This is a genomic window from Stenotrophomonas sp. TWI1409 (assembly GCF_039673015.1).
GTDB lineage: Bacteria > Pseudomonadota > Gammaproteobacteria > Xanthomonadales > Xanthomonadaceae > Stenotrophomonas > Stenotrophomonas maltophilia_A.
In genome coordinates, this window is sequence record NZ_JBDJKU010000007.1 from 20,389 (window position 1) to 32,931 (window position 12,543).

Genomic DNA, 12,543 nt, shown 5'->3' on the forward strand with positions numbered 1-12,543 from the left:
ACCGGATGCCTCGACTAGATCACAGGTTGCTGCAACGCCGCAATACACGGTTGCAGGTGCAACAGAACGCGCCGGCAACCCAGTGCCGGCGCGGGGCCGGACTCAGCCGCAGCGCGCGCCGCTGACGGCGCCCTTGGCGTCCACTTCGATGTTCAGGCGGTCGCCGAGGAACTCCATCGTGGCCACGTCGTTGGGCTTGAGCACGCGCACCTGGTTGGCGCCGGCATCTTCCTGCGCCTGCTTGCCCAGCGCGTCGGTGTAGGTCTGGCCGACCAGGCTCTGCACCTGGCTGGCATCGCAGGTGCCGACCGGCGGAGCCTCGGTGGCCTTGCCGGCTTCGTCGGCCGGCGCCTTGGCGGCTTCGGCGGCCTGCTGGGCGTGGGCCGTGGCCGAATCCTGTTCATCCAGCGCCGGTGCCTGGCAGGCGGTCAGCGCCAGCACGGCCGGCAGCAACAGGGCGGAGAGCGAACGGGCGCGAATCGGGAACGACATCATGACTCCGGAAGGGGTTGTGAAGACCCGAGCATAGCGGCGAACCGGCCCTCACGTGTTTGTCTTGTGTTATCGACAGGATCGCGGCATGGCGACGGCGACACTACCGACATGCCAACCCCCTCCACCCCCGAACGACAGGCCGCGCGCGCGGCCGGCCTGCGCTATGTCGATGACACCCAGCCGGGCATCAGCCGGCGCCGCGCCGGCAAGGGTTTCAGCTACCGCGATGCCGATGGCCACGCGATACGCGACGCCACCACCCTGCAACGCATCCGGGCGCTGGCGATTCCGCCGGCGTATACCGCCGTATGGATCTGCGCCCACGCCAACGGCCACCTGCAGGCCACCGGCCGCGATGCACGCGGACGCAAGCAGTACCGCTACCACGCCGACTGGGCCAAGGAGCGCGACGCCGGCAAGTTCGACCGCATCATCGCCTTTGGCGAGGCCTTGCCTACGCTGCGGCGGCGGTTGTCGCGGGATCTCAAGCGACCTGGGTTTCCGCAGGAAAAGGTGCTGGCCATGGTGGTGGCGCTGTTGGCGGACACCCTGGTTCGGGTCGGCAATGAAACCTATGCACAACAGAACCGTTCGTTCGGACTGACCACACTGCGCAACCGCCATCTGGAACTGCTGCGCGGCGGCCGGGTGCGCATGCGCTTCCGCGGCAAGTCCGGGCAGCTGCAGGAGGTGACCGTGGGCGACCGCAGGCTGGGGCTGCTGGTACGGCGCCTGCAGCAGCTGCCGGGACAGGCGCTGTTCCAGTACCGCGATGACGACGGTGCGCTGCAGCCGGTGGATTCCGGCGCGGTGAACGACTACCTGCGCGAGGTGATGGGCGAGGACTTCACTGCCAAGGATTTCCGCACCTGGGGTGGCACGGTGGCGGCGGTGCAAGCGTTTGCCGCCACCGAACTGCCGGAACCGGCCAGTCAGCGCGCGCTGGGGCAGGCGCAGCGCGCGGTGGTGTGCGAAGTGGCATCGCTGCTGGGTAACACTCCGGCGGTGTGCCGCAAGGCCTACATCGACCCGTGCGTGTTCGCCGGCTGGGAGCGCGGTGAACTGGCCAAGCTGGCCGGCCTGCGTGGGCCGCGCCAGTGGGAACAGGCCACCCTGCGCGTGCTGCGCAGGGCGCGCCGGCTCAGCCGCAGTAGATCGCGGTGATGTTGTTGGTGCGGCCCTTTTCGATGGTCAGGCGGTCGCCGCCTTCGCTGGCCGGCGGTACCCGCGGACCGTCATGGCGCAGCACCAGCACATGCAGGCTGTCGCTGTCCACGCGTGCGCGGGCCACGGTGGCATCCGAAGCGGCCAAGCCCAGTGCGCCGCGCACCATGTCGCTGTGGCACTGCCCGGAAATGACGCCGTCGATCGGCTGCACCTGCGCCATTGGCGTGCTGCTGCAGGCGGCAAGGGCAAAGCAGGCGGCGGCGGTGGCGATGGCAAGTTTCATGGAGGCGTTCCTTGTTTGATTGCGTGCAGGGTGCGACGTCAGACGTGGTGGCGGAATGAATGCCGTGCACATCGTGGACACGGTGCGCTCACTGCCGCCAACAGCATAGGTGGAGACACTGCAGGCGCGGCGGATGCCGCCCCGGGTAGTGCCGGCCGCTGGCCGGCAACCCCATTCCCCCCGAGGAGACCTGCATGGCCACCGCCAAGAAGACCCCCGCCCGCCGCAAGGCATCGCCGAAGGTGCGCAAAGGCAGCACCGCAAGCAAGACTGTCGCCGCCCCCGATCGCCCGCGCGTGGTGAAGACCGCCACCCGTAAGGCGGCCGCCAGCGATCCACGCGCAGCGCGCGTCGCGGCCCGGCAGCGGCGCCTGCAGGACCAGGAGAAGGCCAAGGACGTGCGCGCGGCAAAAAAAGCAACGAAGAAGACCGCGACCCAGGCCGGTGCGCGCCGGCAACCGGAGGCGATGCCGGCGCAGCAGCTGGCCAAGCCTGGGCATGAACACGAACTGGAGCTGGCGCCGCGTTTCCTTGCACCGGACTACGCCGGCAGCGGCAAGCTGCAGGGCATGTGCGCGATCATCACCGGTGGCGATTCTGGTATCGGCCGTGCGGTGGCAGTACTGTTCGCACGCGAAGGCGCCGATGTGGCGGTACTGCATTTGGACGAGGCCGAGGACGCGGACATCACCCGCCAGCACGTGGAGCGCGAAGGCGGCCGCTGCGTGGTGATCGCCGGTGACGTGCGCGATCCGCGCTTCTGCAACAAGGCGGTCAAGCAGGTGGCCAAGGCGTTCGGCGGCATCGACATCCTGGTCAACAATGCCGCGTTCCAGCTGCATTGCGAGCGGCTGGAAGACCTGGAAGACGCGCATCTGCAGGAAACCCTGCAGACCAACATCGGCGGTTACATACAGATGGCGCGCGCGGTACTGCCGCATCTGGGCGAGGGTGCCAGCATCATCAACACAGGATCGGAAACGGGAATCTTCGGCAGCAAGGCGCTGATCGATTACTCGGCCACCAAGGGCGCGATCCATGCGTTCACCAAATCGCTGGCGAGCCAATTGCTACCACGTGGCATCCGGGTCAACTGCGTGGCGCCGGGACCGGTGTGGACGCCGCTGAACCCGGCCGACAAGCCGGCGGAGGACGTGGCGGAGTTCGGCAAGGACAGCGACATGGGGCGGCCCGCACAGCCTGAAGAACTGTCGCCGGCCTATGTATTCCTGGCCTCGCCGGTCTGTGCCAGCTACATCAGCGGGGTGATCCTGCCGGTGATGGGCGGGCCGCACGGCTGACGCACCGATTCTGCCGGAAATGGCCGTCGGCGCGGCCGATGCTCCGGTAGTGCCGGCCGCTGGCCGGCAGCCTCAGGGCACGGTCACCGCAGGCGCATAAAGATCGGCAATGCGCGGAATGAACTGCTGTGGATTGGCACCGACCAGATTGGTCAGCACCACCACCGCGACGTCGCGGTCGGGATAGACCACGAAGGCCGAGCGCGCACCGCCGATACCGGCCACCTGCAGGTCGGGCGATGTGCGCAGCACCGGCCAGCCGCCCGCCCATGGGCCGGCACGGCCATCGGTGAGGCGCTCTGCGGTCCACATCCTCTTCCGAGCTGCATCCTGAAGCAGGCGCCCGTCGGTCAACGCGACCAGCCAGCGCGCGGTGTCGTCGGCGGTGGTGAGGATGCCACCACCGGCCCACAGTGAAGGCGGCATGTCGTAGAACCAGTGCGACAGGCGGGACGGTGCATCCGCAGCGTCGGTGGCACGCGGGGCCAAGCTGTACATCGTCGCCGCATCCGGAATCAGGTCGTAGCTGTCGCCGAAGGTGGTGCGGGCCATGCGCGCGCTGCTGAACTGGCCGGTGGCGAGGAAACGTTCGTAGGGCATGCCGGATTGCTGCGCGATGATCCGTGCCAGCAGTACGTAGTTGGTCTGGTTGTAGGCGAAGCGCTGCCCGGGTGCGGCTTCGACCGGCCGCGCAGTGACGGCTGTCCACGCCTGCGCTTCGGAGCCACCGCCCAACAGCCCGTTCGCATCAAGGATGTCCGGAAGGCCTGAGGTATGCGCAAGCAACTGGCGTACGCGTACGTCTCTCCACGCTGCCGGAAGATCATCCAGGTAACGCGAGGCCGGCGCGTCCAGATCCAGCTGCCCCTGCTGGGCCAGCTGAGCGGCAGCCAAGCCGGTGAACGCCTTGGTGGCCGAATTGAGCGGAAAGCGGGTGTCGCGCGAGGCGAGCGCACCGTTCTCGACATTGGCCAGGCCGTAGGCCTCGGATAACACGATCTGCCCGTCTTTGATCACCGCGACCTGCAGCCCGGGAATGCGCTGCTCCAGCATGATCTGGCGGATCAGCCGGCGGGTCTGGTCGTTGGCCTGGTCCTGGCTGGCGGAGATGGCGGAGATGGCGGCGAAGGGCAGGGCAGTGATGAGCATCAGCACGACTCGAAGCATTGGGTGGAACATGCGGGATTCCGGCGGGGCGTCGAGGATCGGATGCAGCGGGCGCGTCAAAGGTTTAAGCGCGAGGTGTGCCTACCGTTCGTCGGCCCATGACTTCCGGGGGGTTGACTACAGTTGTCGTCACGCAGACAGTGGCGACACGTGTAGTCAAGGGAGTGGTGTCATGCGTGGCAAGACGATCGGGGACCAGGAACTGGCCCTGCTGCAGTACATCGATGAACATGCGCCGGCCAGCGTCGGCGAGGTCGCCAGTGGCTACGGCGAGGCCCGTGGCCTGGCCCGGTCCACCGTGCTGACGATGATGGAGCGGCTGCGGGCGAAGGGGTATCTTCGTCGCCAGCAGCAGGACGGCGTCTACCGCTACCAGGCCACGCGTGGCCCGGAAAGCGTGCTGCAGGGTGCAGTGGCCCAGTTCGTCGACAACACCCTGCAGGGCTCGGTGTCGCCGTTCGTGGCCTACCTGTCGCAGCGCCAGCAGGTCAGCGACAACGAGCTGGCCGAGCTGGAAGCGCTGGTCGCCGAACTCCAATCGCGCCGCCACGAGGGCTGAGCCATGGACACCACGATGCTGATCCCGTTGTTGGAACGGCTGGGCTGGACCAGCCTGCAGACCGTGCTGCTGGTGGCCCTGGTGTACGGCGTGTGCCGCGCGCTGCCGTCGCTGTCGGCAGCCACCCGCTGCCGCCTGTGGTGGCTGGTGTCGCTGCAGGCCGTGCTCGGCCTGTTCTGGAGCCAGCCGCTGCAGCTGGCCTGGTTGCCCGCACCGCAGGCGGTGGCGATGACCGCCACCGACGTTGCCGCAGATCTGGTCTACCCGCTGGCACCGGAAGCCTCGGCACAGCTGCTGGCGGCGATGCCGGTGCCTGCAGCGGACGTGCCGGCAGTTGCGTGGTGGGCCGTTGCACTGGCTGCGCTGTGGGCATCCGGTGTGCTGCTGATGGCCCTGCGCACCTTTGGTGAATGGCGCCGCTGCCGGGCGTTGCTGGCTGCCGCCTATCCCTGCGAGGACGAGGCGCTGGTGCAGGCGCTGCAGCTGGCCTCCGATGCCCACGGCGTACGCCCTGCGCCGCGGCTGTGGATGAGCGCGCAGGTGGACGCACCGCAGCTGGTCGGGCCGTTCCGCCCGGTGCTGCTGCTGCCGGCCGGCGACAACGCCCTGCAGGGTGATGCGCTGGACCTGGCACTGACCCACGAACTGCAACACCTGCAGCGGCGTGACCTGCAGTGGGGCCTGCTGCCCGCACTGGCCCAGCACCTGTTCTTCTTCCACCCGCTGCTGCGCCTGTCGGTGCGCGAATACGCACAGGCCCGCGAAGAAGCGGTGGATGCGGCCGTGGTTGGCCAGCATGGCGCGAGCCGTCAGGCCTATGGCCGCCTGCTGTTGCAGCTGGGCGTGGCACCGCAGCCACACCTGGGCGTGGCCAGCGCCGCGCCGAACACCACCAGCCTCAAGCGTCGCCTGCTCTCGCTGCAGCCGCGCCGGGCCTGCCCGCGCATTCTGGCGATGGCACTGACCGCCGTCGTGGTGCTGGTGGGCGTGGCACCGATGCGGCTGGTCGCTGCGCCAGTGCCACCGGCACCGCCCGCGCCGCCGGCCGCACCGAAGGCCGTGGTGCCGCCGCCGCCGAAGGCTCCGCCGGCACCTCCGTCGTCCGCGCGCGTTCCGGCGGTGCCGGTGGCGCCCGCGCCGCCTGCCGAGCCGGCCGATGTCGAGGCGCTGTCAGGCCCGGACGATGCCGATGTGGCGGTCGACGTGGATGTCGATGTGGATACCGACATGCACAGTGAGCATTCGACTTCCCACACCACCTCCATCACCACCTACGGGCGCCTGGATCTCGGCAAGTCGCCGTTGCAGGCCTACGTGCTGGTCGATGGTGATTCGACCTTCGCCAATGGCGGCATCGACGATGTAACGGTGGCCCGCAGGCAGCTCGGTAAGGGGCCGGCGCTGTGGTTCCGCCAGGGCGACAAGCGCTATGTGGTGCGCGACCCGATGCTGATCCAGACCCTGCAGCGCGCCTACAGCGGCGCCGCAGACCTCGGTCGCCAGCAGAGCGAACTGGGCCGCCAGCAGAGTGCGCTGGGTCGCGAGCAGGGCGAACTCGGCAGGCAGATGGGTGAGATGGGCCGCCTGCAGGGTGAGGAGTCACGCCGCCTTGCGCTGGCCGCCGCTGAGGTAGCGCGCAGCGCGATGGCCGCCCACGACATCAACCGTGAGGCCGCCGCAGAAGCCGCGAAGGCGGCGCGTGGTGCGACCAGCGATATGGCCGTTGCACGTGAGGCTGCACGCGAGGCCGCCGTTGAGGCACGTCGTGCAATGCAGGAAGCCCGCAGCGAGGCCGCGCAATCCGGCCGCACCCGTGACATGCAGCGCCTGGCCAGCCAGCAGTCTGAACTGGCCAGCCGACAGGCGGCACTGGGCAGCCAACAGGCCGCGTTGGGCGAGCGTCAGGCACGCGTGCATGCGCAGGCATCGCAGCAGGCACAGCAGGTGATCGCGCGCGCACTGGCCAGCGGCAAGGCCGAGCGCCTCTGAGCGGTAGTGCCGGCCGCGCGGCGGGACAGTGGGGGGGGCCCCCCCGGCCGGGCCACCCCCCGGGAGCGCACAACCCCGGCGGGCCCCGCCCCCCGCCCCCCCCCCGCCCCGCGGGCCCCCCCGGCCCCCCCCCCCCCGTGGGGGCGCCCCCCCCGGCCCCCCCACTACCCTGAGGCGATCAACCGCAGCTGGCGCGCTCGATGCGGTTCTGCGCATCCACCTGCACGGTCACGCGGTCCTGGCGGAAGTCCATGGTCACCGCCATGCCGGGTTTGACTACCCGTGCACCGCGCGCGCCGCTGTCAGCCACCAGTTTCTTGATCGTGGCTTCGTCGGCGGTCTTGCCGGTGAAGGCCTCCAGCGCCTCCGGCCTGCATTCGTGCGCAGCATCGGCCACGGGTGCCGGCGCGGGATCGTGGGTGGTGCTGCTGCCGGCGTGACTGCAGGCGGCCAACGGCAGGATGGCGAGCAGGACCAGGGGATTGAGGCGCATCGTCGGGCTCCAGGCATGGATGGTGGCGGCAGTGTCACCGCTGCCACCGTCAGGCTGCGTCAACGCCTACTGCCCGACCAGCGCCAGGGTTTCGCGCTCACGTTGTTCTTCCCGTACCAGCCGCTGCAGCAGCAGGGCCAGGGTCACCACGTCCTGGTGGTTGTGGTCGGCCACCCGGCGCAGGTTCACCGCGTCGCCGCCGCGCAGGAAGCGCAGCCATGCGCCCGGCGCTTCAGAACCGGGCAGGTCGTCCTCGCGCACTACGCGCAGCAGCTGGCGTTCGATGGTGGACAGCTTGCAGTTCTCCCACGTGCCGCGATAGCGGCGGCGGGTGGGATAGAGCAGGTCGACGTGATCCAGCGCGCTGATCGGGCAGCGCTGGCGGGCCAGCCGGTAGCGCGCCTTCAGCAGCGGCGCATCGTAGCTGCGGCCGTTGTAGCTGCAGAACACGGTGGACGGCTGCAGCCAGCGGGCGAAGGTGGCCAGCATCGCATCCTCGGCGGCCATCGTCGCCATCAGCAGCTGGCGGATGCGCAGGCCTTCGCCGCGTTGCGGGCACACATGCCAGTCGGCGGCACCGATCATGAAGGCACGGGTGCCGGTGCCGCCGGCCAGGCCGGTGGTCTCGGTATCGAAGAACAGCAGATCGCGTGGGGCCACGTGTTCGCCTTCGCGACGGGCGAAATCCAGTGACAGCGGCTGCGACGGAATGGGCTGCGGCTGCAGCGATTCGATCAGGAACAGGCCCGGTGCGATTTCCTCACCGGGCAGCTGGCGATCCTGCGCACTGGCGCGTGCCGGTGCGGCTCCACCACGTGAGCGCAGGCCGAGCAGGCGGTGCAGGCTGCCCACTTCCGGCCGACGCAGCGGTGTGGCGGCCGTCACGGGCGCGGCAGCGCCGGTCGGCTTGTGGCGGATCTCCTGCTCGACCCAGGCGAACACCGAACGCTCGGCCGGCGGCTGCTGTGCATCGTTGGCGGCTACCGGGACCGTCGCTGGCGGCTCGGGCGCCACCGGCGTGACTGCTTTCGGGTCACCGGCCTGCTTCCGCAGCAGGCGCAGCTTGTCCAGGCTCAGGCTCACGGGGCCAGCAGCTCCATCGGGTCGCGGGTGGTCACCACCACGTCGGGTACGTGCCGGCAGGCCTCGCCATCGAACAGGTCCAGCACGCGCAGCGCCAGCGCACGCGGCGAGGTGTCATCCTCTTCCTGCGCGGCCAGCACCGGCCCGACACAGGCCGGGCAGCCGGCCTTGCAGTCGCAGCGCTGCACCAGTTCGCGCGCGCGCTGCACCAGCTCGGCCTGGCGCTGCCACAGCGGTTCGCTCAGGCCGACGCCGCCGGGGAAGTTGTCGTACAGATACACGGTGGGTACGAACTCCTGCAGCAGTTCCACCACACCAGGATCACCTTCGCTGCCGCGCAGTTGACCACGGCCGCTCTGGTCGGCGATCGCGAACCAGGAACCATCGCCGTTGCCGACCGACTTCTGCAGGTCGCGCGCATCGGCCATCACCGCCACCGTGGCGACGATGTGCAGCGCATAGGCGGCGCCGAGGAAGCCATCCAGCGCATCCTGCTTGCTGGCGAAGGCGCGCAGCAACAGTGCCTGCGGCAGCTGCCACCACACCGCAGTGGTGTGCAGTTCCTGGTCGGGCAGGTTCACCGGGCCGTAGCCGATGTTCTCGTGGGTGTAGTAGCGGATCTTCTTGTAGCCGGCCACGCGGCGCACCACGTGCACCTCGCCATGGTGCGAATCGCCACGCCCGGCCACGCCGCCGTCGAAGCGGTCCAGCACCTTGAGCTTGGTGAAGTCGATGCTGTCGGTGTAGTAATCCACATGCGTGCGGGTGACATAGGCCTTGCGGCCGTCCCAGTCGAGCGTCTCCACCTGGTAGGGCGTGGACTGCACCATGTGGATCGCGCCCTCGTACAGGGTGAGCGCGGCGGCGGAGTAATCCACTTCGGCGATGATCTGCTGGCGGCCATCGCTGCGATCGACCACCACGAAGTTGCCATCGGCCACAGCGCGCAGGCTGACTGCGTTCGCCGGATAGCTGTCGGCGATCCATTCCCAGCGCTCGCCTTCGCGGTGGATCACTTCTGTCTCTGCCAGCGCTTCCAGGAACATCTCCGGATCGATCGGGCCGAAGCCGTCGCCCACCCGGAACGGCAGCTCGAACGCCGCGCAGCGGATGTGGTCGAACAGGATCAACGGCTGGTCCGGCGCAATGCGCGCGTGTTCGGGCGAGGCCTCGGCGAAGAAGTCCGGATGCCGCACCACGTACTGGTCCAGCGGCTGCGAACTGGCCACCATCACCCCCAGCGCCGGCTGCTGACGGCGGCCGGCACGGCCGAAGCGCTGCCAGGTGGCGGCCACGCTGCCGGGGTAGCCGTTGAGGATGACCACGTCCAGGCTGCCGATATCCACGCCCAGCTCCAGCGCCGAGGTGCTGACGATGCCGTCGATGTTGCCCGCGCGCATCGCACGCTCGGTCTCGCGGCGTTCGGTGGGCAGGTAGCCGCCACGGTAGGCGCGGATGCGCGGCGGCTTGCGCGGGTCGTGGTCGAAGATGTCCTTCAGGTACTTGGTCAGCACCTCGACCATTAAGCGGGTCTGCGCGAACACCAGGGTCTTCAGCCCGGACTTGATCGCGATGCGCGCGATACGGTTGCTCTGCGAGCGCGCCGAGGCGCGCAGGCCCAGGTCCGGATTGATCACCGGCGGGTTCCACAGCAGCACCTGCTTGGGCCCGCTGGGCGCGCCGGATTCGGTGATGGCGGTGACCGGTGCCTCGATCAGCGCCTCGGCATGCGCCTGCGGGTTGCCGATGGTGGCCGAGCACAGGATGAACTGCGGTTGCACGCCGTAGAACGCGCAGATGCGCTTGAGCCGGCGCAGCACGTTGGTGACGTGGCTGCCGAACACGCCACGATAGGTGTGCACTTCGTCGATGACGATGTAGCGCAGGTTCTCGAAGAACTGCGCCCACTTGGTGTGATGCGGCAGGATCGCCTGGTGCAGCATGTCCGGGTTGGACACCACGATGTCGCCGTGCAGGCGGATGGCCTGGCGCGCATCGCCGGGAGTGTCGCCATCGAAGGTGAAGGCCTTCACCCCGAGGTCGCCGGCGCGGTTGAGTTCCAGCAGCTCGGCCACCTGGTCCTGGGCCAGTGCCTTGGTCGGGAACAGGTACAGCGCCTTGGCCTTGTCCTGCATCGCCGCGCTGACCACCGGCAGGGTGTAGCACAGCGACTTGCCGCTGGCGGTGGGGGTGACGATGGCCACGTGCTCGCCGCGCTGGCTGGCGTTCCAGGCCTCGGCCTGGTGGCTGTAGAGCTGTTCGATGCCACGTGCCTTCAGGGCGGCAGCCAGGGCCGGCGGAACCGAATCGGGAATGGGCGCATAGCGGCCTTCGCGGCCGGGAATGGCAAAGCTGCCGGTGATGCGGTCCTGGTAGCGGCGCTGCAGGCGCGCGCTGAGCAGTGCGCCGTCGCGGGCGGGCAGGCCATCGCGGGTGGCGAGCTTCTGCTCGGCATCGGCGGTGCGCTTGGCGAGTTCGTAAGCCATGGAAAGTGGAGCCGGGACGGATTGCGAGGGGTCACATGGCACCACACTCACGTCTCAGGATGTGAGACACCGCACACCAAGGGCATGAACCGTTCAGTGCTCGCGTCCCGTGGCGTCGCCGCATCTCCCCTGGCTGAACAGCTGCCAGTGCAGCAACGAAATCTGAAGCCGGCATCCGTATCCTTGGGTGCTGGACGCAACCAACAGGGTGGATGGCTGTGGCACGACGTGGAACGCAGGGAGCCGTCCTGGCCAGCATGCTGCTGGCCGGTATCGCGCAGGCGCAGCAGGCCACGCCGGTAGCGGTGCCCGACCCGGCGCCCGAACCTTCTGCAGATGCGCCGACGGCAACCACCGCGCCGGTCTCGACCGCCCTGCCGCAGGACAATGTCACCACCCTCGGCGAAGTGCGTGCGCTCAAGCCCGAAGACGAGCCGCTGGACCTGTACCGTTTCAAGAACCCGGTGAAGTTCGGCGACAACCGCTTCAGTCGCGACTGGAGCGAACCGCCGTCGCCGGAGCAGGTCAGCATGGGCGGTGGCTACATCATGATGGGCGTGGTCAAGGGTGTGATGGCGGCGGCCAAGGGGATCAACAAACTCACCGGCGGACCGGCGCAGATCCAGGCCGCCGTGGCGCGGCCACCGCCGGAGCTCAGTGCCGAACAGCAGCAGCGTGCGCTGCGGTTCTCCCAGGAGCAGGATGCCGGCGATGCACCGCCGGTGAAGTAGGCCGGTATATCCTGCCGGCTCCCCACCGCTAGTGCTGCCATGTTCCTGCGTTCGATCTGCCTGCTGGCCGCATTGCTGCCGGCGTCCGCCTTCGCCGATGGCATCGCCGATGATGGCGCCTGCCGCAATGGCGCGTTTCCCTCTGAACAGAGCCGGTTCGCTCTGGCGCGGGTGGTCGATGCGCCCCGTCTGTACCTGCTTGGCGACATGGACGGCTGCCCGGCGAAGGGCGAACCGGCCTGCCGACAGCGCAGCTATGTGGTCAATGGCGATACCGTGGTGACCGGGCGTGATCTTGGCCGCTACCGCTGCGCGTTCTTCCCGAACAAGGTGGGTGGCAGTGCTGGCTGGGTGGACCGCAGCAAGCTGCAGGCGTTGCCGGTGGTCGTGCCGTCGCTGCAGGATTGGGCGGGCCACTGGAAGGACGGCGACAACGGCCTGCGCATCACCGTGCAGGGCGGGCAGCTGCATGTGGAGGGTGACGCCTACTGGCCCTCCGCCAACCCCACGCCGGAGCAGCGTCCCTACGGGCCGAACATGGGCCAGGTGGAAGCGCGCGCGGCGCCGCGTGGTGCCGATGTCGAGTTTGTAGAGGACACCTGCAAGGTGCGCGTGCATTCGCTGGGGGAGGTGCTGATCGTGGCCGACAACAGCGAATGCGGTGGCATGAACGTGCGCTTCAACGGCGTGTACCGGCGTGCGGGCACGCGTTGACCTCGCGGAAAGGCGCCAACCAAGGTTGGCATCTACCAGGGCAACCGGCCAGTAGATCCACGCCATGCGTGGATG

The 12,543-nt window shown here is 68.9% G+C and carries 12 protein-coding genes; 6 read left to right on the forward strand and 6 right to left on the reverse strand.

Annotated elements, in window-relative coordinates:
* Window positions 1-102: 102 nt before the first annotated feature.
* On the reverse strand, window positions 103-492 hold the full coding sequence (locus tag ABE423_RS04015) for an I78 family peptidase inhibitor (RefSeq protein WP_004133799.1): 390 nt from the start codon (window positions 490-492) through the stop codon (window positions 103-105).
* Between the two features lie 111 nt (window positions 493-603).
* Between ABE423_RS04015 and ABE423_RS04020 the strand changes: the two genes are divergently transcribed.
* A complete protein-coding gene (locus ABE423_RS04020; protein WP_293797225.1) occupies window positions 604-1,659 on the forward strand; it encodes a DNA topoisomerase IB in 1,056 nt (351 codons plus the stop codon).
* Here ABE423_RS04020 and ABE423_RS04025 read toward each other — a convergent pair.
* Entirely contained in the window at window positions 1,637-1,945 is a 309-nt protein-coding gene (locus ABE423_RS04025; RefSeq protein WP_293797228.1) for a hypothetical protein, read from the reverse strand. The genes ABE423_RS04020 and ABE423_RS04025 overlap by 23 nt on opposite strands.
* A 194-nt stretch (window positions 1,946-2,139) precedes the next feature.
* Here ABE423_RS04025 and ABE423_RS04030 point away from each other — a divergent pair, with 194 nt between their 5' ends.
* A complete protein-coding gene (locus ABE423_RS04030; RefSeq protein WP_293797231.1) occupies window positions 2,140-3,246 on the forward strand; it encodes an SDR family oxidoreductase in 1,107 nt (368 codons plus the stop codon).
* A 72-nt stretch (window positions 3,247-3,318) separates the two neighbouring features.
* Here the strand turns inward: ABE423_RS04030 and ABE423_RS04035 are convergent, their stop codons facing one another.
* On the reverse strand, window positions 3,319-4,395 hold the full coding sequence (locus ABE423_RS04035; protein ID WP_346485062.1) for a serine hydrolase domain-containing protein: 1,077 nt from the start codon (window positions 4,393-4,395) through the stop codon (window positions 3,319-3,321).
* Window positions 4,396-4,585: 190 nt separating this feature from the next.
* Between ABE423_RS04035 and ABE423_RS04040 the strand changes: the two genes are divergently transcribed.
* Both ABE423_RS04040 and ABE423_RS04045 read left to right on the forward strand, forming a co-directional pair.
* Window positions 4,586-4,972 carry a BlaI/MecI/CopY family transcriptional regulator gene (locus ABE423_RS04040; protein WP_004133922.1) on the forward strand — a complete coding sequence of 129 codons (387 nt, stop codon included), beginning with the start codon at window positions 4,586-4,588 and terminating at the stop codon, window positions 4,970-4,972.
* 3 nt (window positions 4,973-4,975) lie between these two features.
* On the forward strand, window positions 4,976-6,961 hold the full coding sequence (locus tag ABE423_RS04045) for a M56 family metallopeptidase (RefSeq protein WP_293797238.1): 1,986 nt from the start codon (window positions 4,976-4,978) through the stop codon (window positions 6,959-6,961).
* A 178-nt stretch (window positions 6,962-7,139) separates the two neighbouring features.
* Here ABE423_RS04045 and ABE423_RS04050 read toward each other — a convergent pair whose 3' ends face one another.
* The 3 genes from ABE423_RS04050 to ABE423_RS04060 form a co-directional block, all read right to left on the reverse strand.
* Window positions 7,140-7,454: an I78 family peptidase inhibitor gene (locus ABE423_RS04050; RefSeq protein WP_049461562.1), complete on the reverse strand. Its 315-nt coding sequence runs from the start codon at window positions 7,452-7,454 to the stop codon at window positions 7,140-7,142.
* 66 nt (window positions 7,455-7,520) lie between these two features.
* The gene (locus ABE423_RS04055) at window positions 7,521-8,537 is read right to left on the reverse strand and encodes a ribonuclease H-like domain-containing protein (protein WP_154354571.1); all 1,017 of its coding nucleotides are present in this window, start codon (window positions 8,535-8,537) and stop codon (window positions 7,521-7,523) included.
* Window positions 8,534-11,023: a DEAD/DEAH box helicase gene (locus tag ABE423_RS04060; RefSeq protein WP_346485065.1), complete on the reverse strand. Its 2,490-nt coding sequence runs from the start codon at window positions 11,021-11,023 to the stop codon at window positions 8,534-8,536. Before ABE423_RS04060 ends, ABE423_RS04055 begins: the two co-directional genes overlap by 4 nt.
* A 212-nt stretch (window positions 11,024-11,235) precedes the next feature.
* On the opposite strand from ABE423_RS04060, the gene ABE423_RS04065 reads away from it, so the two are divergent.
* Window positions 11,236-11,754, forward strand: a complete 519-nt coding sequence (locus tag ABE423_RS04065) for a hypothetical protein (RefSeq protein ID WP_253143514.1) — start codon at window positions 11,236-11,238, stop codon at window positions 11,752-11,754.
* A 39-nt stretch (window positions 11,755-11,793) separates the two neighbouring features.
* Window positions 11,794-12,468, forward strand: coding sequence for a hypothetical protein (locus tag ABE423_RS04070; protein WP_277778862.1), 675 nt, complete (start codon window positions 11,794-11,796; stop codon window positions 12,466-12,468).
* Window positions 12,469-12,543 lie beyond the last annotated feature (75 nt).

Coding starts and splice junctions, on each gene's coding strand:
- ABE423_RS04015 (WP_004133799.1), bottom strand. CDS start 492: ATGTCGTTCCCGATTCGCGCCCGTTCGCTCTCCGCCCTGTTGCTGCCG.
- ABE423_RS04020 (WP_293797225.1), top strand. CDS start 604: ATGCCAACCCCCTCCACCCCCGAACGACAGGCCGCGCGCGCGGCCGGC.
- ABE423_RS04025 (WP_293797228.1), bottom strand. CDS start 1,945: ATGAAACTTGCCATCGCCACCGCCGCCGCCTGCTTTGCCCTTGCCGCC.
- ABE423_RS04030 (WP_293797231.1), top strand. CDS start 2,140: ATGGCCACCGCCAAGAAGACCCCCGCCCGCCGCAAGGCATCGCCGAAG.
- ABE423_RS04035 (WP_346485062.1), bottom strand. CDS start 4,395: ATGCTCATCACTGCCCTGCCCTTCGCCGCCATCTCCGCCATCTCCGCC.
- ABE423_RS04040 (WP_004133922.1), top strand. CDS start 4,586: ATGCGTGGCAAGACGATCGGGGACCAGGAACTGGCCCTGCTGCAGTAC.
- ABE423_RS04045 (WP_293797238.1), top strand. CDS start 4,976: ATGGACACCACGATGCTGATCCCGTTGTTGGAACGGCTGGGCTGGACC.
- ABE423_RS04050 (WP_049461562.1), bottom strand. CDS start 7,454: ATGCGCCTCAATCCCCTGGTCCTGCTCGCCATCCTGCCGTTGGCCGCC.
- ABE423_RS04060 (WP_346485065.1), bottom strand. CDS start 11,023: ATGGCTTACGAACTCGCCAAGCGCACCGCCGATGCCGAGCAGAAGCTC.
- ABE423_RS04065 (WP_253143514.1), top strand. CDS start 11,236: ATGGCTGTGGCACGACGTGGAACGCAGGGAGCCGTCCTGGCCAGCATG.
- ABE423_RS04070 (WP_277778862.1), top strand. CDS start 11,794: ATGTTCCTGCGTTCGATCTGCCTGCTGGCCGCATTGCTGCCGGCGTCC.